At 42.6% G+C, this 19,686-nt stretch carries 13 protein-coding genes; 7 read left to right on the top strand and 6 right to left on the bottom strand.

The genetic code is table 11. The features are described 5' to 3' along the window. The first annotated feature begins 290 nt into the window (after positions 1 to 290). Entirely contained in the window at positions 291 to 2,153 is a 1,863-nt protein-coding gene (locus OCU87_RS22960) for a BCCT family transporter (RefSeq protein WP_261859354.1), read from the top strand. A gap of 218 nt (positions 2,154 to 2,371) precedes the next feature. Continuing rightward, positions 2,372 to 3,316 carry a universal stress protein gene (locus OCU87_RS22955; RefSeq protein WP_261858612.1) on the top strand — a complete coding sequence of 315 codons (945 nt, stop codon included), beginning with the start codon at positions 2,372 to 2,374 and terminating at the stop codon, positions 3,314 to 3,316. Positions 3,317 to 3,496: 180 nt separating this feature from the next. Here OCU87_RS22955 and malK read toward each other — a convergent pair whose 3' ends face one another. Further along, positions 3,497 to 4,606, bottom strand: a complete 1,110-nt coding sequence (gene malK, locus OCU87_RS22950) for a maltose/maltodextrin ABC transporter ATP-binding protein MalK (RefSeq protein ID WP_062692497.1) — start codon at positions 4,604 to 4,606, stop codon at positions 3,497 to 3,499. Positions 4,607 to 5,227: 621 nt separating this feature from the next. Here malK and malE point away from each other — a divergent pair. The 3 genes from malE to malG are packed head-to-tail and all read left to right on the top strand — an operon-like array spanning position 5,228 to position 8,962. After that, entirely contained in the window at positions 5,228 to 6,409 is a 1,182-nt protein-coding gene (gene malE / locus OCU87_RS22945) for a maltose/maltodextrin ABC transporter substrate-binding protein MalE (protein ID WP_062692498.1), read from the top strand. Positions 6,410 to 6,469: 60 nt separating this feature from the next. After that, the gene (gene malF / locus OCU87_RS22940) at positions 6,470 to 8,059 is read left to right on the top strand and encodes a maltose ABC transporter permease MalF (protein ID WP_390961007.1); all 1,590 of its coding nucleotides are present in this window, start codon (positions 6,470 to 6,472) and stop codon (positions 8,057 to 8,059) included. 12 nt (positions 8,060 to 8,071) lie between these two features. Continuing rightward, positions 8,072 to 8,962: a maltose ABC transporter permease MalG gene (gene malG, locus OCU87_RS22935; RefSeq protein WP_062692501.1), complete on the top strand. Its 891-nt coding sequence runs from the start codon at positions 8,072 to 8,074 to the stop codon at positions 8,960 to 8,962. Between the two features lie 172 nt (positions 8,963 to 9,134). Here malG and OCU87_RS22930 read toward each other — a convergent pair whose 3' ends face one another. The 5 genes from OCU87_RS22930 to OCU87_RS22910 all read right to left on the bottom strand — a co-directional run bounded on the left by OCU87_RS22930 (position 9,135) and on the right by OCU87_RS22910 (position 15,038). Then, positions 9,135 to 9,383 (bottom strand): hypothetical protein, encoded by a 249-nt coding sequence (locus tag OCU87_RS22930; RefSeq protein ID WP_261858611.1) that lies wholly within the window; start codon positions 9,381 to 9,383, stop codon positions 9,135 to 9,137. 606 nt (positions 9,384 to 9,989) lie between these two features. Continuing rightward, positions 9,990 to 10,595: a hypothetical protein gene (locus OCU87_RS22925; RefSeq protein ID WP_094957097.1), complete on the bottom strand. Its 606-nt coding sequence runs from the start codon at positions 10,593 to 10,595 to the stop codon at positions 9,990 to 9,992. Between the two features lie 236 nt (positions 10,596 to 10,831). Beyond that, complete coding sequence (locus OCU87_RS22920; protein WP_261858610.1) at positions 10,832 to 12,073, bottom strand: GGDEF domain-containing protein; 1,242 nt, start codon at positions 12,071 to 12,073, stop codon at positions 10,832 to 10,834. 199 nt (positions 12,074 to 12,272) lie between these two features. After that, positions 12,273 to 12,815, bottom strand: coding sequence for a DUF1415 domain-containing protein (locus OCU87_RS22915; RefSeq protein WP_261858609.1), 543 nt, complete (start codon positions 12,813 to 12,815; stop codon positions 12,273 to 12,275). A 213-nt stretch (positions 12,816 to 13,028) separates the two neighbouring features. Beyond that, positions 13,029 to 15,038 (bottom strand): exoribonuclease II, encoded by a 2,010-nt coding sequence (locus tag OCU87_RS22910; protein WP_261858608.1) that lies wholly within the window; start codon positions 15,036 to 15,038, stop codon positions 13,029 to 13,031. Between the two features lie 468 nt (positions 15,039 to 15,506). On the opposite strand from OCU87_RS22910, the gene OCU87_RS22905 reads away from it, so the two are divergent. Next, a complete protein-coding gene (locus tag OCU87_RS22905) occupies positions 15,507 to 17,204 on the top strand; it encodes a sensor domain-containing diguanylate cyclase (protein ID WP_261858607.1) in 1,698 nt (565 codons plus the stop codon). A gap of 529 nt (positions 17,205 to 17,733) precedes the next feature. After that, on the top strand, positions 17,734 to 19,686 hold the full coding sequence (locus OCU87_RS22900; protein WP_094957092.1) for a DEAD/DEAH box helicase: 1,953 nt from the start codon (positions 17,734 to 17,736) through the stop codon (positions 19,684 to 19,686).

Raw genomic sequence — 19,686 nt, 5'->3', positions numbered from 1 at the left:
TCAGTTTATGCCACTTTGAGGCTTTTTTCCTGTGCATAAAAGAAAGTAAAAAGAGGTTTTATAAATCGTACGCAATACTTATTAAAGTTTTTTTTTGATGTTTGTTGCCATATAAAAGATTAAATAAAATTATTAATGAACACGATAAAATAGTTCGTTTGTCATCGTAGTGAGAAGTCTTGATTATCGCGGTATCCAGATTGGATTCATCGCTGTAAGGAGACACAGTGAATACTCGTAATAAACACTTTGAGCTAATAGATAAACCCACTTTTTTCGGTGCGTTAGGCATGCTGATAGCGGTTGTGCTACCACTACTTATTTTTCCAACTGAAGGTGCAGAATGGATTAGCGTTGCTAAAACATTCATGACAGATAAGCTAGGTTTCTTATATTTAGGTCTTGGTCTTGCATCTTTCTTCTTTATGATTTATATCGTTTTTTCGGATATTGGTCAGATTAAACTGGGTGACAGCGATGAAGAACCCGAATTTAAAACTGCGTCTTGGGCTGCCATGCTTTTCTGTGGTGGTATCGGGGCCAGTATTTTATTCTGGGGCGCAATTGAATGGGCGTATTACTATCAAAATCCCCCGTTTCAGTTAGAAGCGGGCAGTGAAGAAGCCGTTCGTTGGGCGGCTACTTACGGTATTTTCCACTGGGGTCCGATTGCTTGGTCTATTTATTTAGTACCTGCGATTCCAATGGCTTACTTCTTCTATGTACGTAAGCAGCCTGTACTGAAAGTTTCTGCAGCACTGATGCCTGTGCTTGGTGAAGCACGTAGCCATGGCTGGATTGGTAAAGTTATTGATGTATTGTTCATTTTTGGTTTGTTAGGTGGTGGTGCAACTACCCTAGGCTTAGCAGCCCCTTTGATTACCGAAGGTGTGAACTACTTATTTGGTATACCAAAAACGATGATGACACAGATTGGTGTACTCTTCGTTTGTACCGCAATTTTTGGTTACTCTGCTTATGCTGGTATGGAAAAAGGTATTAAGTTACTGAGTAACATTAACTTTTGGGGTGCGATCGGCTTACTTGCGTTTATTCTTATTGCTGGCCCAACCATTTTCATGTTGGAAACAGGCTTAGATTCATTAGGCCGCATGCTGTCTAATTTCTTTGTGATGGCGACATGGGCTGAACCTTTTGGTGGTTATGGCTCATTTGAAAATACTCACTTCCCACAAGATTGGACAATCTTCTACTGGGCTTGGTGGTTAGTGTTTGCGCCAAGTATGGGTTTATTTATTACGCGTATTTCACGTGGGCGTACTATCAAGCAAATGGTAACTGGTTCGATCTTTTTTGGATCGATGGGTTGTTTCCTTTTCTTCATGATTTTAGGTAACTATGGCTTATCGTTACAGCTATCTGGTGCGCTAGATGTTGTGGGTATCCTAAATACTGAAGGTGCAAATAAAGCGATCTTCTCTATTTTACAACAATTGCCATTCAGCACGTTTGTGATTGCGGTATTTACGCTGCTTTGTTTGATTTTCACGGCGACAACATTTGATTCAATTTCTTATATTCTTGCATCTGTTGTACAAACGAATGTAACAGGAGACCCACTACGTTGGAATCGCCTGTTCTGGGCATTTGCGTTGTCATTCATGCCTGCAGTTCTGCTGTTCATGGGGGGCTTATCAACCTTACAAACGGCGGCGATTGTCGGTGGTTTACCATTGCTTGTGATTGCGGTGATGTTGATGATATCGGCGGTGAAAGCGGCGACACTCGATCTAACGCATCAGGATGGCTATGAAGATCCAGTGATTAACATTGAAGAATTACCGGATGTTGATCCTTGGTCTAAAGAAGGCATGGCACTTTCTAAGTTTGAACAGCTGAAAGATGTTGCAATCGAAGCTGCAGTGAATGAAAGAGCGGCCTTGAATGCAATCTGGAAAATTAAGAAGGCTATTCGTGTTGCTGCTCTTGAAAAAGGTGTTCATGAAAGTGAAGACGATGCTATTCCACAAGATTTGATTGATGAATTGGATCGTTTAACCAATGAAGCAATGCTAGCGAAAGAAGATAAAATTGAAGCATCTGAGCTAGCACAAGCTGCACGTATTGAGTTTAACGACTTAGTGAAACAACGCGAGTTAGATGAAACAGAAGAAGCCGCAGTATCTGCTTAATCGTATTGAATAAGAATCACTGCTGAGGCTTGTTTTAGCTTAATATCAAAGCCCCATTTATTGCTTTAATTAGTGATGGTGGGGCTTTCCTATTTTCGTTACATACAACTGCTTTGCGTTTAATGACTTATTGCGACTGTTTATCTATGCTAATAAATATTTCTGCACGGTAGGCTAACAAGCAATGCCAGTACCATAAATTGCGATCAGGAGCTTGTATGAAATGTATTCAACTATTGTTCCCCATTGTGCCAGACCAATCCATCAATGACTCCCTCCACCAAGCGTTGAAGCTCGCTGATCAATGTTCTTCACATGTCACTTTACTGACTGTGATTGAGGATCTTGCTGAGTTTAAAGAAATTTATCGCTACTCGGGTACCACACTTAATATTTTAGATGAAGCGACAAAGGTTTATGAGCAGGCACTCACTCAACAGGCTCAATTATTGAAAAGCCAATACGCTAATATTAAGTTTCATACCAAGATCCGTATTGGTGTTCCTTATATTGAAATTATTAAGGAGGCCAAAGAATTAAATGCAACTATGGTGGCGATTGACTCTCACCGTGCTGATAAAACAGTCGCTTGTCAGAGAGGGAGTAATACGCTGAATTTGATGAGAAAGTCTGAAGTACCAATTTGGTCGATCAGTACAAATGCGACATTAGTTCAGCGAGTCGTTGCTGCGATTGATCTTACCAATCAAGATTATCAGAACTTTAATCATAAAATCATAGCACTAGCGTCAGATGTTTGTTCTGTGTTTGGCGCAGAGCTGATCCTTTGCCACGCTTGGCGATTAGAGTCAGAGGGTTTTTTGAGAAAGTGGAACCGATATGAAGATATTGATATCGCTTTGCTTTCTAAAAGTATGCGAGATGATCGTATGGCTCGGTTACAGTCTTTGCTTGAACCTTATAAGAATAGTGCCATCACTACGAACGTTGAATTACTTGAGGGCGAGACGCGTGAAGTTTTACCTGAGTATGTCGTAAATAGTGATATTGATTTAGTGATTCTTGGCTCACTTTCGCGGGAAGGAATTGCCGGTTTTCTGATGGGCAATACCGCAGAATCTATTTTGAATCAGTTAGACTGCTCGGTGGTTACATTAAAGCCAGATTCTTTTAAATCACCAGTACTGTCAGAGAGTGAATAATGACGACCCATTCTATCCATGACCCAATGGTTCTTTTGGCTTAGGAGCGTCTGTGTAGTGAATTCATGGAATAGATACAAAAAGGCTGGTAGTGACTAAACTACCAGCCTTTTTTCTATAGACTAAACCATGCTAGCACCACAGGGGATAAGGTGAAATGCGAGCAAAAATCAGTAAACGTTATACACCGTCTTCTTTATGCAGACGTTGACACGCTTTACCATCACTGTGGAATAGGTGACAACGGTTAGCTGGGATACCAATCTCGAAGGTATCTCCCGCATCGATGTTCAGGGTATCGGTTTCACGGTAAATGAAGTTAGCATCGACGCCACTTAGGCTTAGGTATACTTGTGTTTCATGGCCTAGTTTCTCTACCACTTGTACTTTACCTTCGATACACGCATCACCTTCAGCGCAAGGCACTAAATGTTCAGGGCGAATACCCAGTGACATACGCTCACCACGGGTGACAGTTGTTCCATCAACTGGGATCCAGAACGCTTTTCCATTGGCGAGTTGTACCATGACGCGGTCTTTTTCTGCCTGTTCAATGAACACGCTCATAAAGTTCATTTTTGGCGAACCAATAAACCCAGCAACAAAGCGGTTTTGAGGGTAGTGGTAGAGTTCTAATGGTTTACCCACTTGCGATACAAAACCATCATCAAGCACGACGATTTTATCAGCCATTGTCATGGCTTCAATTTGGTCGTGGGTAACGTAAATCATGGTGCTGCCAAGTTGTTTGTGCAGCTTAGATAGCTCGATACGCATTTGAACACGCAGTGCAGCATCTAGGTTAGACAGTGGTTCATCTAATAGGAATACATCGGGTTGAGCAACAAGCGTACGGCCGATAGCAACACGTTGACGTTGGCCACCAGAAAGGGCTTTTGGCTTACGCTCTAGCAGGTGACCGAGCTGTAGAATATCAGCAGCATGGTCAACGCGTTTTTTAGTTTCAGCTTTATCGGCTTTGGCGATCTTCATGCCAAATGACATGTTGTCAAAAAGATTCAAGTGCGGATACAGTGCATAGGATTGGAATACCATACCAACACCACGTTCAGATGGTGGGACATCATTCATTCGCTTATCACCAATGAATAGGTCACCTGATGTGATCTCTTCTAAGCCAGCAATACAGCGTAGTAGCGTTGATTTACCACAACCTGATGGCCCAACGAATACAACGAACTCTCCTTCAGCGATGTCGAGATCGACATTCTTGGAAATCAGGTTATCTCCATATGCTTTACATACATTTCGTAAAGTGACACTCGTCATCGAGCCATTCCTCTAAGTTTTGTTGTCGCCTGTAAGCATTATGGTATTCATTCATATGCTTACAGGTAAAGAATTTTATGAGTATGTTGAAGAAAAAACGGTAGCGGCTTTCACCTAACGGCTATCAGTCCGCTACCTTACCAATCTCACATAGCTTACTTCCCCAAGAAGCTATGTGGTATTTAATTCCAGCGGTATGTCGACACCAGAATTACATCGGTCAAAAAACAATAACTGTCAATGCGGTTAAACATCTTCAACAACCCTGTTGGGTATGGAGCCATTTTCATTAAGATAGCAATCAATAACATCCTCCTTGCTAGAAATTAAAATAGGGTGACAAAGGGGGAGGAGTGCCTAGATCACAGTTTAAAAACTAAAGGGGTGAGGTTTTTTTTATACCCCAATAACATGTGCTTTCTATCACAAAAAACAGAGGTTATTAGATCTCTGTCACGGACTCATATCGACAGTGATCACGCTTTTGCTTCTTAGCCTTCGGGGGCGTAGTAGATAGGAGGATGTGACTTGCTGGTGAGTAATGGAAGATGAAGACTGAAATTACGGTGTGAACAGGTCTGTCATACCTATAAAAAATAACAATCACGAAGGATGTTTAAAATGAAGAAAGTCCTCAGTACTGTAGCGCTTTGTACCCTAGCTGCTCTTGGTTCAATCAATGCGCATGCAGCAATTGAAGAAGGTCAATTGACCATCTGGATCAATGGTGACAAGGGCTACAACGGTTTAGCTGAAGTCGGTAAACAATTTGAAGCAGAAACAGGTATTAAGGTGACTGTTTCTCATCCTGACAAACTAGAAGAGAAGTTCCCACAGCAAGCTTCTACTGGCGATGGTCCAGATATCATTTTCTGGGCCCACGATCGCTTTGGTGGTTATGCACAAGCGGGTCTTTTAGCAGAAGTGAAGCCATCAGCTAACTTTAAGAAGAAGTTTGTTGATTTCACATGGGATGCTGTTTCTTACAACGGTCAATACGTTGGTTACCCTGTTGCAGTAGAAGCTCTTTCTCTTATTTACAACAAAGCCTTGATCAAAACGCCACCTAAAAACTGGGAAGAAATGGCTGCGCTTGATAAGGAACTACAAAAAGATGGTAAGAAAGCCATCATGTGGAACCTACAAGAACCCTTCTTCACATGGCCTGTACTTGCGGCTGATGGCGGTTACGCATTCAAATTCACAGCTAACGGCTACGATGCAAAAGATGTGGGTGTGAACAACGATGGCGCAAAACGCGCGATGACCTTCGTGAAAAAACTGGTTGATGGCGGTGTGATTGCACCAGACGTTGATTACTCAATTGCAGAATCTGGCTTTAACAAAGGCGAAGTGGCAATGACTATCAATGGCCCTTGGTCTTGGGGCAACATTGATAAAGCGGGTATCGACTATGGTGTCGCTGTTCTACCTAAACTAAATGGTAACCCTTCTAAGCCTTTCGTTGGTGTACTAACCGCGGGTATCAGTACTGCATCACCTAACCAAGATTTAGCTGTCGAGTTTATTGAAAACTACCTGCTAACTAACGATGGTTTACGTAAAGTAAATGACGACACGCCACTCGGTGCTGTTGCCTTGAAATCATTCCAATCTGAGCTAAGCGAAGATGCACGTATTGCCGCAACAATGGACAATGCGATGAATGGTGAAATCATGCCGAACATTCCTCAAATGTCAGCATTCTGGTACGCAGAAAAAGCGGCTATCGGTAACGTAGTAACGGGTCGTCAATCTGTTGATGACGCACTAAATACTGTTGCAGAACGTATTACCAAGTAACACCACCCATCCCGAGGGGAAGCGTGCTTCCCCTCGAAAGAAGTACTGTGAGGATCACTAATGCAGTCTCATCAAACTGCCGACATGGCGATAGACGCTTCCGATATGGAAAATTCAAAAAAAACTAGCCTTGACCATAAAAAATGGTTGAAGTGGGCCTCGTTAGGATTAGTCAGTCTAATCAACGGCTACGCCACGATTCTAATGTATGCTCGCAGCGAATACGCTTTTGCATTATTAACACTTTTTGTTACCGCGCTAGGCGTATATGTTTTTGCGCGTAAAGAAACCTATGCCCACCGTTATATTTTCCCGGGTGTGGCTGGGATGATTTTATTTATTATTTTCCCTTTGCTTTATACCATTGGGTTAGCATTTACTAACTACAGTGGTACTAACCAACTCAATTTTGATCGTGCTCAGAGTGTATTACTTCAACAAAGCTTCCAAAGTGGTGACAGTTACAAGTTCACTATGTATGAGCAAGATGGCAAATACAGCATTGCGGTTGAAGATGATGGCCAGTGGTATGTGACGGGCGATATTGACCTTGCTCAGTTGCCTACAGACGATGTTTTATTGGCTCCTAGTGAAGTACCAGAAGGTAAGAAAGCGCCGCTGAAAACGGTTATTAGTAACAGGGCTGCACTTTCTGAGATTACATTAGCAACCGCTGAAGGTTCAGAGCTTAAAATGTCTGGCTTGCGTACCTTCGCTGAAATTACCCCTCTCTATCTGTTACAAGATGATGGCGAAACACTGGTTAACCAACGTGAGAACATCACATTAAAACCTAATTGGGATATTGGTCATTATCAACAAATTGATGCAAATGGTGAGTTCGTTGGTGAAGCGCTATCACCGGGTTTCATTGTTAATATTGGTATGGATAACTTTACCCGTATATTCACCGACCCAGGTATCCAAGGCCCATTCTTTAAAATCTTTATTTGGACAATTTTATTCTCGGCGTTGACAGTGATACTGACACTTGCTGTGGGTGTAGTGCTTGCTCAAATTGTTTCTTGGGAAGCATTAAAAGGCCGTGGTGTTTATCGTGTATTACTGATTTTGCCTTATGCTGTACCAGCCTTTATTTCAATATTGATATTCAAAGGTTTGTTTAACCAAAGTTTTGGTGAAATAAACCAAGTATTAGAAGGGCTATTTGGATTAAGCCCAGCATGGTTTACCGACCCGTTCTTAGCGAAAACCATGATTATCATTGTGAACACTTGGTTGGGTTATCCGTACATGATGATCCTAGCTATGGGTCTACTAAAGGCAATTCCAGAAGATTTGTATGAAGCATCCGCAATGGATGGTGCAGGTCCGATTGATAATTTCTTTAATATTACAATGCCATTGCTTGTTAAACCGATGATCCCGCTGTTGATTGCTAGCTTCGCGTTTAACTTTAACAACTTCGTATTGATTCAGTTATTGACCAACGGTGCGCCAGATATGATTGGTACCAGTGTGCCTGCTGGTCATACCGACTTGCTAGTAAGTTACACCTACCGTATTGCGTTTGAAGGCGCTGGTGGTCAAGACTTTGGTTTAGCAGGTGCAATCGCTACAATCATCTTCTTATTGGTTGGTGGTCTGTCGTTACTGAACATGAAATTCACTAAGCTTGAATCTGAGTAAGGGATACAGAATATGGCTATGGTTCAACCGAAATCATTGAAATACAGATTGTGGGCAACGCACATTGGCATGTGGATCTTCCTTGGCATTATGATGTTTCCGCTGCTAATGGTTATCGCGATTTCATTCCGTGAAGGTAACTATGCTTCAGGTGAGTTAATTCCAAGTAACCCATCGTTAGAACACTGGAAATTGGCATTAGGTATTACAGTTGAGCATGCAGATGGCACTGTGACACCACCACCGTTCCCTGTACTGACTTGGCTGTGGAACTCGGTAAAAGTCGCTGGCCTAACAGCGATTGGTATCGTAACACTGTCAACAACCTGTGCTTATGCTTTCGCGCGTATGAAGTTTGTAGGAAAAACATTGATTCTTCGTGCAATGCTTATTTTCCAAATGTTCCCAGCAGTACTGGCGCTTGTCGCACTGTACGCATTGTTTGACCGTTTAGGTGCTTACGTTCCGTTCCTTGGTATGAATACACATGGTGGTGTTGTATTTGCTTACATGGGCGGTATAGCGCTACACGTATGGACAATCAAAGGGTACTTCGAGTCTATCGATAGCTCATTAGAAGAAGCGGCCGCTTTGGATGGCGCAACACCGTGGCAAGCATTCCGCATGGTTCTATTACCATTGTCTGTGCCAATTCTTGCTGTTGTATTCATTCTGTCGTTCATCGCAGCGGTAACAGAAGTACCGGTTGCATCACTGCTACTACGTGATGTGGGTTCTTACACTCTTGCCGTTGGTATGCAGCAATATTTGTACCCTCAGAACTACCTGTGGGGTGACTTTGCAGCAGCAGCAGTACTTTCTGCGCTCCCAATTACCCTTGTGTTCTTGATGGCTCAGAAGTTCCTTGTTGGTGGCTTAACAGCTGGTGGCGTGAAAGGATAATTAGGCAGTAAACAGTAGATAAAAACCCGCTATCTAGCGGGTTTTTTGTTTTGGAAAAACAGTGGCGATAATACTTGTTGTAGCTCACCTTCATAGCAGGTCTCGGCACTCTTATTAATACACCATTATTTATTTTCAAAAATCTTCATTTAGCATGGCTTTGTTGACATGCTCACTCATACACAATGCACTCATCCTCTATAACGCTGCAATCGATAAGTATGCCGTCATCTTTAATAAAAATAGTTTCTGGGTAGTCATCTTCGATCATACTAACTTCAGAAAACGCATCAAAGTCGTCATCGATAATAACGATATCAGCATATTCATTGTCAGTGAAAATAGGGTTGTAGACTTCTTCAGCACCAACAGATGCGCAAACTGTTAGCAATGTAAATACTGAGAAAAAGGTGAACTTCATTCAACTTCCTTTTGTAATGAACGATGTATTTTAATTGGCAATGGTAGCATGTTTTCGCTACTCAGAAAGGAGGTGGTGCTCACAGCTTGTTTGTCTCTTTGATGGCGCAAGGGATGGCATGAAGCGAACATATTGGGTGTATTTTAAAGAGTAAGCGTAGGTTTTTTTTATTGGTTTATGGTACTGGTTGGGAACTTATCGCAGCGATAACACACTAACTAAGTGATGATAAAAGCATCGGTTAATCTGAATTATTTTGTTTTATATAGTCGATTAGACTGCTACTATAATTCTTAGACAGTATTTATTCTAGCCTGCTAACTCATTGATTTTATAAATTAATGGCCTTGCGGAATAGTTGCATATGGTTCGAATAATAATAAGGCTGACCTTTTTCACTTAGAGGGAAGCCACTCCCAAGTATAGGGCTTAACTAATGGTTTGGTCGCCGATCTGTTAAGATACCGTACTTACCTTTATATTGGCGTTGCTGCATAGCTGGACTGATGCTTTCTTAGTTAACTAAGATAAGATAGGTTTTATTGGTAACCAAAACCCGATGTTTTCATCGGGTTTTTTTATGCGTACGGTTTATAACAACGAAAGCTAAAATGAAAATTGCATACCAAATTTGTAGCCGATCTCTGTTTTATGGCGGTTTGCGAGCTCAAGGCCTGCGACTAAACCAAAGACTCGACCAAATTGGAAGGTGTTATCAAAAGAGATACTTTGGCGTGATTGTTTAAACATCTGCTGCTGTACATCAACGCTGAGGTTCCAGTGGTTGGCAATTTGTGTTCGCACACCCACTTGGCAGTATGGTGCAAGTTCTGAGTTGCTTGTCGTATTGTCACGAGACGCGCTGTAGTTCACCACGCCGCAGCTCATCGGAATACTAAAGAATGGACTTCTGTAAGGGGCAAAGCCCAAGCCTGCTTGCCACTGATCGATATCAGAGCTGAATCGTGTAGTAGCGTCAGCATAACCTTCAAAATAGACGCCAGCAATAATCTCAGCTTTAATATCTAGGTAAAAACCACCAAGGTTTTTCCACTCTTCATTTTGGTATTTATCGTTATAGTAGGGCGCCATTGCGTCTGTCGCATAACGCGTATGTTTATAACCAAAACCAATGTGGCTGAAGTTGTCGTTGATGTTGCTTGAAGCAAAAGTTGGGGCTGCAAAAAGGGAGATAAGAAGTAACTTTTTCATCCGTAAAATCTCGAACCACTATAAACAAAACACGCAGTATGTGGTGAGTGAAAACTATTTGCCAGCAGTAAAGTGCGATTGGTTTTTACTTCGTTCACTCATGCTTATGTCATCGGTATGAAGGGATGTGGTGTGTTTTTTTCTGTATGAAAAGCCAGCGGATTTGGTATGAGGGAGTCGGCGTATTATCTGGATGACTATTGTCGTTTTTAAGGCACTCCTTTGCCTTAATTAATTTATAACATTACACGATTACGCCCTTTCTGCTTGGCCTTATACAAGGCTTGGTCAGCAGCTTTAAGGACATTATCTGGGTTATGATCTGGGAAGCTGTCGGCGATGCCGATACTGACGGTAACATTGGTTGAGTTGTTTTTTTCTTCTTTTTTCCGCATTTTCTCTCCCTTCTTTGCATTGTCAGGGCGGGTGGAGTGATCGCGAATTATCAGGTCATAGGCTGCAATTTCTTGGCGAAGATCATCTAAGAAAGCTTTACATTCATTCGCTTCTTTTCCTTTATACATAATGGTGAACTCTTCACCACCATAGCGGAAAACTTGCGCACCACCTTTGGTGTTTTTCATTATTTGCGCGACTAGCTTGAGAACATCATCACCTGTTTTATGACCATAGGTATCGTTGAATTTTTTAAAGTGGTCAACATCAAGCATTGCAAGGGTATAGGTACGTCCTAGGTGCTTTAATTCTGTTTCTAATGCACGTCTACCAGGTATGCCAGTCAGTTGGTCTACAAAGGCTAATTCATGGCTACAAGTAACGAGGTTGAGCAATAGAATCAGAGCCGCAATAGAGAATGCCGTGCTTGATATGAAGCTAAACTGAAATAGAACAAATGTCATGCAGGAGAACAATAAACTAACGAATACGGTTTGATCCGACCCCAAGTTACGTTTCAGTATGGTTGATGCGCTGCTCAGTGTGATGGTTATCGAAAGTAGAAAAAGTACGATAGGCATAGGAGAGAAGCTGGGGATTGCAAATAAGTAACTGTCCCATAGCCAGTCTAGATCACTATGACTAAAGTGATTAACGACGAGGGCTGACCAGGCAATTTGCATCACAATAAAGAGCAGGTAATACCCTCCAAACCGCGAATGTAGCCTTTTGTCTGGCAGTATATGTATTTGTAGCAAGTTCAGTGGCAACAATGCAGACAGTAATACATAAATAAGCTTAGTTTCGTTATTAGAAAGTGGAGCTTGTAAGTAATTTTGAATGAAATAATACGCCACACCCATCAAGAGTGCGGTTAGTCCTGTTCGGCCTTGATTAAACGGTTGGCTGAGTAAAACAACGAGTGCGAACAAAACATAGGGAAGCGTGAAAAGTAATGCCTGATACGTAACAAGCGTATATTGTGCGTACTCTAGTAGGAAAAGGGTACTCAGTGCTAAACAAACTGGTAACCCAAATCGAAACCCTGCGCTTCTAAATACATCAAACGATAGTGGCAGCATGCAATCGTATTCCCTAGCGGGTATTTATCCAAATCATAATGTTTCTCGTTATGTACGGTTCACTAGCGAGTAAATATTAGAAATATTCCCCTGGTGTATATTCTTTAAGTTGATGACTAATAAAGTAGTGTTAGATGATCAAAAGATAGAATGTTGAGGGTTATCTCCCTCGCTAGTTGTTTATCGGCAAATTGGTGAATTACTTGATAAGGTAAGGAAACAGCTGACGCTTTTGCTCTGCTGTTAGATTTTCTACACACTCAATATTGCGCTCTGGAATACCTTCGGGATCAGGGTAATGCTTGAGTACCTTCTCCATACTTTCTTCACGAATCAGGTGGAAGATTGGGTAAGGAGAACGATTGGTGAGGTTCTCTGCATCATCAGCTTCTGTTCCGTAGAATTGGTAGTCTGGATGGAAGCTCGCGATTTGATATGTCCCTTGCTTATTAAGCTGTACCACTAAGCCTTCGACTAAATCGAGAAATTGGTTGTAGTCGTCAAAATCAGCCAGCATATTGGGTGCAACGACTAGGGTTGTTTCTAACTCAGCGACAGGTGTTTCATCAAGGTTACGTAGTTCTTGATAAATGTCTTCAAGCAGTGCAGCTTCATCGCTATGCTCACTGACATGAATTTTGATTTGTTTATTGCGATTGGGTTTTGCTGCAAATGGGCATAGATTTAGGCCGATTACGACATCTTCCAACCATTGTTGTACGACTTGAGCAACGTTTGACATGGCTGATATTAACTCTTATAAGTTTTTTGATAAGGGTAACAGCAAATCAGCGTAGAGACGAGATAATCCCTATTGGGGGGATGATTTAACGCGTTTAGCAATGCAGAAGAATACGATGCATATTGAATGCTATGTAAATCGCTGTCTTTATCTAAGTTGCAGGTATAAAAAAACCGACATTGTGTCGGTTTTTTTGTTCATAACTGTAAGGGGTTAGGCTTTTTCTTCAACCGAACTTTCAGTTTTAGGCGCTGGATACTGTTGAACAGGGCGAGCAACTAATTGACGGGTCGCAGTACGAACTTCAGCTAACTTCACTTCAAAGTTATCGCCAAGTTGATATTCACGTACTTTATCAATATTAATGACGCCAAGCTCACCACTGCATTCGATACGTTCTTTATTATCAACGATCAATGAGCCAGGGATAAAGGCTGCGGCACCATTTTCAAGTAAACGAACTCGCATACCAGCACGGTTAATATCAAAAATTTCAGCGGTAAAGATGGTTTCTTTCTTCACTGCATTTGATAGTAGACGCACATATAGCCAGTCTGAAACGTCACGCTCAGCCATTCGATGGAAACGACGGTGTGCGGCAATTTCATCACCCACGGTATCGTCAGGCTTTTGGCTTGACTCGTTACCCGTAATAACGGCTTTTAATAGGCGATGGTTAATCATGTCACCGTACTTACGGATAGGTGATGTCCATGTCGCGTATACATCCAGTCCCATCGCATAGTGAGGCGCAGGTAGGTTACCCACTTCACTGTATGCTTGGAACTTGCGTAGTCGGTTATCAAGGTAAGTCGTGTCTTGCTCATTCAACCAACGACGAAGTGCACTGAAACCGGGTAAGGTCTCAATTTCTTCTTTAGTAAATGGTGCTTCTGCTTTGGTTAGGAATTCCATTGCGGTATCAATTTTCTCAGGATTGAAACCAGCATGGGTGTTAAAGACACCTAAGCCAAACTTATCACGCAGTATACGACCCGCACAGATGTTAGCGGTGATCATCGCTTCTTCAACCATGCGATTTGCAGTGCGGCGAGGATCGGTGTGAATCGCAATCACATCGTTATCTTCGCTTAGTTCAAAGCGGTAATCTGGACGATCTGGGAATACAACAGCGTTGTTTGCACGCCAGTCACTACGCGCATTTGCGAAAGTGTGTAGTGCATCAATCTGCTGGCGAATAACGTCACTTGGAGTGAAGCCTTCACATTCACCGTTTTCGATAAGATCTGAGATGTTATCGTACGCAAGGCGACCGTGAGATTGAATCCAAGCCGCGAAGAAAGTGATGTCATCGCTGATCACGCCTTCTTTGCTTACATTAACGCGACAACAAATAGCAGGGCGTTTTTCATTTTCCATCAATGAACAAAGCTCGTCGCTTAGTTCACGCGGTAACATTGGAATATTACGACCCGGTAAGTAGATAGTGAAACCACGCTCGCGTGCTTCTTTATCCATCTTGTTATCTACTTCGATGTACGATGTTGGATCGGCAATCGCAATAGTAATGTCGAAGCTACCGTCTTCTTTCATTTCAGTATATAACGCATCATCCATATCTTTGGTTGATTCGCCATCAATAGTGATGAAAGGAATATGAGTCAGGTCTTGACGTTCAAGACCTTCATCTAGCATCGACCAGCTCTCTTGTGGTGCAGGCTCTGCATTAGGTAGGTTATGACGAGCAAGCGTTACCCACCAAGGGGCAATTTTGTCATTACTGTCTGTGATTTTTTCACTTACTACACAAGAGAACGCCTTATTCTTAGCGTCATTCGCTGTATCAAGTGGGTGACTGTTCAGGTTTGCAACAACCCAATCGCCTTCTTTTAGGCTTTCTGGGTTAAGGCCTTTGATTGCACGCGCTTTGATAGCATCTTTTAATTGCGGGTGATCAGGCATGATATGCAAGCGGCTACGAATCAATTTAACGCGGCCAATAAAGCGCGTTAGCGATTGCTCTACAAGCTCTTGTGGTTCAGCAACTTCGCGCTCTTTTTCTGTTCGGATAACAGCAATTACACGATCGCCATGCATAACATTCTTCATGTATGTTGGCGGGATGAAAATACTGTCTTTACTGTTGTCGAGTTCCAAAAAGCCAAAACCGCGATCAGTGGCTTTGATAGTCCCTTCTTTTTTTGGAAGGGTTTCTTGAATTTGCTTCTTTAGCTGGGCTAGTAGTGGGTTGTCTTGAAACATTTTACCTGGTCTCAGAATGTGAACCATCACACTATACGGATTTATCGTAAACGGCACAAACTACAGCAGTGATTGAGTAATATTATTCGACCTATTATTAAGAACATACCTGCTGACATGGTGTGAATTATCGCTAATGAAAGGAAATGCCGCCATCAGGTGACATATTTATGTCGTATCAATCGTCTTTATGGCATAGCGTTTGCTCTGACTTCACAAACTAATCAAAAGTTTCTAGTTCATACTAAAGGCAACCGCAATACTTTGCATAGGCCGCTGTCTTTATTGATTATTTAATACAGATGTAAAGACTCAATAAGAGCCGCAATAATTAAAAAACAATGCCAATCTGAATAGGTTATTACACAAGTGTCACTGAGAGCCCTGTAGCTATAAGCTCAGTGGTTGTCGCCGTGAAACTGATGACATGTTTATGTTGATTGGCATGCTTTGGCGCTAGGGTGATTTATGACTGTCTGTGATATTACGGGGCTAAATGATTTAGTCGAACAGCTTGCACGGCAAGCAAATATGGAGCGGTGGTGCTATTGCTTAATGTCATCACTGCACAAAGATTTAAAACTGGATTCAATTACATTATTGGTTGAACAAGATGATCGTACCTATGTGTTTGCGAGTTGGGTCGGGCGATCTGATTACAGGTACTACAATCAGCCATTATTAATGACCGAGTATAATGGTGTACCCACTGGCCTGTTTGAACAGGCGAAGCAGAATCATGAGTTTGTTCGTGCCTACGTCAATAAGCCGTATAAAGCATTATGGAATATTGAAGATAGCCTGTGGTGTCAGATTTTACTGCCCATTCAAATGCATGGGCGCAATGTAGCGTATATCTATGCAGAAACGGCTAACTCAGCCCGTTTTGAAGCTAGCATTCACTATGTTGAAAAATTGTTAGTGGTGTTGGCATCCGACATTAGTGCTCGGGTACTACAGCAGGAAGTGATTCACCATAATATTACGCGTCGTAGTATAGAAGCCGAGTTAGAAGTACGGAAACAATCGATAACTGATTATTTGGGGCTAATGCGTAATCTGCATGAAGTCACGTTGAAATTATCGCAGGCGACTCAACTTGATACCCTCTATCGCCAAGCGATTGAACTTGGACGTGCTTATTTAGGCATAGATAGAATGGCTATTTTTCTGACTGACTTTGAATCGAACTTAATGTTAGGTACGTACGGTACATCACCAGATGGAGACTTGGTGGATAGAAAGAGCTTTTATAGCCAGATCCCTGATCATCCACTTGTTAATGAAGCTCTGAGTCATAAAAACCATGTTGTTGTAAAAGAAAATGCACCTTTGTACTTTGGAAAGGTGCAAGTCGGCATTGGTTGGAATGCGATGATTGCGATGTGGAACGGTACGGAATGCATTGGTTGGGTGGCTGTTGATAACCTAATTAACCAACGTGCGTTGTCTGAGCATCAAAAAGAAATTTTAAAACTGTTTGGTGCGGCGATAGGTCAGCAGATTGTGATACGTCGTCATTATGATTCGATAAAAGAATTAAACATTGATTTGGAAAAACGTGTCATTAGGCGAACACAAGAACTACAAACCACTAACCGCGCTCTGGAAGAGGCTAATCGCAGCCTTGAGCTGTTATCGATGCAAGATGGTTTAACGGGGATTGCAAATAGGCGCTTTTTTGATCTTCGGTTGTCTCGTTATTGGCAAATAGCAAAAGACAAGCGTGTACCGCTAACGTTACTGATGATTGATGTTGATAACTTTAAGTCATTCAATGACACGAATGGCCATTTAGAAGGTGATCACTGCCTTAAGATGATAGCGTCGCGAATCGAAAGTGAATTGGAGGTTCATAAAAAGTCGGTAGTCTGTCGTTATGGTGGCGAAGAGTTTGCGTGCTTATTACCAACCGTAGATAAAAATATGGCTATTATGGTAGCTGAAGATATTAGACGGGCTATTGTAGATTTGGCAATTCCTCATTTTACAGCAAATAGCCATGTCGTGACTGTCAGTGTAGGAATCCATACGGTGACGCCAGCGGGGGAGTTTAGTATGAGCGAAGCCCTAATGACCTTGGCAGATAAAGCACTATATAAAGCAAAAACGAAAGGACGAAACTGCACGGTACAGTGGGAAGGTAAAAAAGAAGTATGTAATTAGCCGAGGCTATTTAATATCTCTTTGTGACTCGCTTTATGTATAGCCAGCGTGACTCAGACTGCTTTTAATCAAATGAGCACTAAAGGTTATGGTTTGCGTCATATGCATTTGGTTCGTGTAACGAAATGATTAAATCGTAATAGTAGGCGTTTGTGATAGTAGAAAAGTGTTGTTAATGTATACTGCGCTACACTGTTATCAATCAGATTGATTTTAGAAAACCTCTTCTAAGTATATTAGGGAGGTTTTTTTTGATCTTACACGCTGCATAATTGTTTGTTAAAGCTTGGTTTATCCCGTGCTCCTAGCAAGAACAAGGCTACTTTTACAGCACTGATAGCCTTAATCGTCTCAAAATGGGCATTTAACAGTCAATTTGTGACAGTGTTCAATTTTTTCTGGCTTTTTATCAAGTAATGGCGCAGAATACGCGCCTCTTATCGTCGAGGCCCATGCTTGTGGTTGCTGTTGCAGAACTCTTAAAGCAGAAGGGGCCCCGTTTTACGTTAGATTATTTATTGGGATCCCAATGCAAGAATCTGTTACAGAATTTCGCCAGTTAGAACTGGCCGACACACTACTATCCGCACTTGACTCTATGGGCTTTGTTTCACCAACGCCAATTCAAGCTGCATCTATTCCGTTGCTTCTTACTGGTGTTGATGCACTAGGTAAAGCACAAACAGGTACTGGTAAAACGGCTGCGTTTTCACTTCCTGTTCTGAATAAAGTAGACCTTTCTCAGCACAAGCCTCAAGCTATTGTTATGGCTCCGACTCGTGAGCTTGCAATTCAGGTTGCTGCAGAAATTAAAGTTCTTGGTCAAAACATCAAGGGCCTTAAAGTACTAGAAATCTACGGTGGTGCATCTATCGTTGATCAAATGCGTGCGCTTAAAAATGGTGCTCACATTGTTGTTGGTACTCCTGGTCGTGTTAAAGACCTTATTTCACGTGATCGTCTGCACCTTGATGAAGTAAGTACGTTTGTACTTGATGAAGCAGATGAAATGTTGAAAATGGGCTTCGTTGACGACGTAACTTGGATCATGGAACAAGCGCCAGCTTCTGCTCAGCGTGTATTGTTCTCGGCAACTATGCCTCCAATCGTTAAGCAAATCGTTGACCGTTTCCTACGTAACCCTGAGCGCATTGACGTTGCTGGTGAAAACCGCACTGTTTCTCAAGTAGAGCAGCAGTTCTGGGTTGTTAAAGGCGTAGAGAAAGACGAAGCAATGAGCCGTCTTCTTGAAACTGAAGAAACAGACGCGTCAATCGTATTCGTACGTACTCGTCAAGATACCGAGCGCCTAGCTGACTGGTTATCATCTCGTGGCTTTAAAGCTGCTGCACTTCACGGTGATATTCCTCAGTCTCTACGTGAGCGTACTGTTGATCACATCAAACGTGGTGTTATCGATATCCTAGTTGCAACTGACGTTGTTGCTCGTGGCCTTGATGTGCCGCGTATCACACACGTATTCAACTACGATATCCCATTCGATGTAGAATCATACATCCACCGTATCGGCCGTACTGGTCGTGCTGGACGTAACGGTAAGGCGATCCTTCTTGTTCGTACTAACCAAATCCGTATGCTTCGCACTATCGAGCGTGTAACTAAGTCTCGCATGGAAGAAATCCAACTTCCTAACCGCGATCTTGTTGCTGCGTCTCGTCTGAACCGTTTAGGTGAAGAACTAGCTGCTCAAAAAGAGCAAACAAATGTTGATGCATTTGTTGAGCTTGTTGCGAAGCTACAAGAATCTATCGAAGTAGATGCTGCAACACTTGCTGCAATGCTTCTTCAGCGTCAACAAGGTAACCGTCCGTTGTTCTACAACGGTCCAGACCCAATGGTTGCTGCTATCGAACGTGAAAAGCAACGTCGTGACCGTCGTGGTAGCGAACGCGGTGAGCGTGGTGAACGCGGCGGTGAGCGTGGCGAACGTCGTGAACGTCGTTCATACAACAATGCTGACTGGGATACTTACCAGCTGCAGGTTGGTCGTGAGCAAGGTGTTCAGGTTAAAGATATCGTTGGCGCAATCGCAAACGAACTAGGCCTAAGCAAAGAGTTCATCGGCGCAATCAAACTGGCTCCTGAGCACACTTACGTTCAACTTCCTAAGAAGATGACTGCTGAAGTATCTGAGCAACTTAAAAAGCTACGTATCCGTCAAAACGATGTGAAAGCTGTTGTTGTTGAAGGTGAAGTACTTCGCGAGCACCGTGGTGGTAACGGTGGTGGTCGTCGTGATGGCGGTAACCGTGGTAACGGTGGCAATGGTCATCGTGGTCGTCGCGAAGGCGGCAACGGTGAGCGTCGTGAAGGTGGTAACGGCGAGCGTCGTTTCGACCGTAACCGTGGTGGCGACAACCGTGGTGGATACCGTGGTAACCGTGACGGTAACAACGCTGGTGGCAATGCAGGCGGCAACCGTCGTAGCAATGCAGACCGCAAACCACGTAGCGACGCATAA

The sequence above is a fragment of the Photobacterium sanguinicancri genome (genome assembly GCF_024346675.1).
GTDB classification, from domain to species: Bacteria; Pseudomonadota; Gammaproteobacteria; order Enterobacterales; family Vibrionaceae; genus Photobacterium; species Photobacterium sanguinicancri.
Note: the sequence above shows the minus strand (reverse complement) of the source record. Positions and strands in the feature narration are given on the sequence as shown.

Coding starts and splice junctions, on each gene's coding strand:
- malE (WP_062692498.1), top strand. CDS start 5,228: ATGAAGAAAGTCCTCAGTACTGTAGCGCTTTGTACCCTAGCTGCTCTT.
- OCU87_RS22915 (WP_261858609.1), bottom strand. CDS start 12,815: ATGTCAAACGTTGCTCAAGTCGTACAACAATGGTTGGAAGATGTCGTA.
- OCU87_RS22910 (WP_261858608.1), bottom strand. CDS start 15,038: ATGTTTCAAGACAACCCACTACTAGCCCAGCTAAAGAAGCAAATTCAA.
- malG (WP_062692501.1), top strand. CDS start 8,072: ATGGCTATGGTTCAACCGAAATCATTGAAATACAGATTGTGGGCAACG.
- OCU87_RS22930 (WP_261858611.1), bottom strand. CDS start 9,383: ATGAAGTTCACCTTTTTCTCAGTATTTACATTGCTAACAGTTTGCGCA.
- OCU87_RS22900 (WP_094957092.1), top strand. CDS start 17,734: ATGCAAGAATCTGTTACAGAATTTCGCCAGTTAGAACTGGCCGACACA.
- OCU87_RS22905 (WP_261858607.1), top strand. CDS start 15,507: ATGACTGTCTGTGATATTACGGGGCTAAATGATTTAGTCGAACAGCTT.
- OCU87_RS22960 (WP_261859354.1), top strand. CDS start 291: ATGCTGATAGCGGTTGTGCTACCACTACTTATTTTTCCAACTGAAGGT.
- OCU87_RS22925 (WP_094957097.1), bottom strand. CDS start 10,595: ATGAAAAAGTTACTTCTTATCTCCCTTTTTGCAGCCCCAACTTTTGCT.
- malK (WP_062692497.1), bottom strand. CDS start 4,606: ATGACGAGTGTCACTTTACGAAATGTATGTAAAGCATATGGAGATAAC.
- OCU87_RS22955 (WP_261858612.1), top strand. CDS start 2,372: ATGAAATGTATTCAACTATTGTTCCCCATTGTGCCAGACCAATCCATC.
- malF (WP_390961007.1), top strand. CDS start 6,470: ATGCAGTCTCATCAAACTGCCGACATGGCGATAGACGCTTCCGATATG.
- OCU87_RS22920 (WP_261858610.1), bottom strand. CDS start 12,073: ATGCTGCCACTATCGTTTGATGTATTTAGAAGCGCAGGGTTTCGATTT.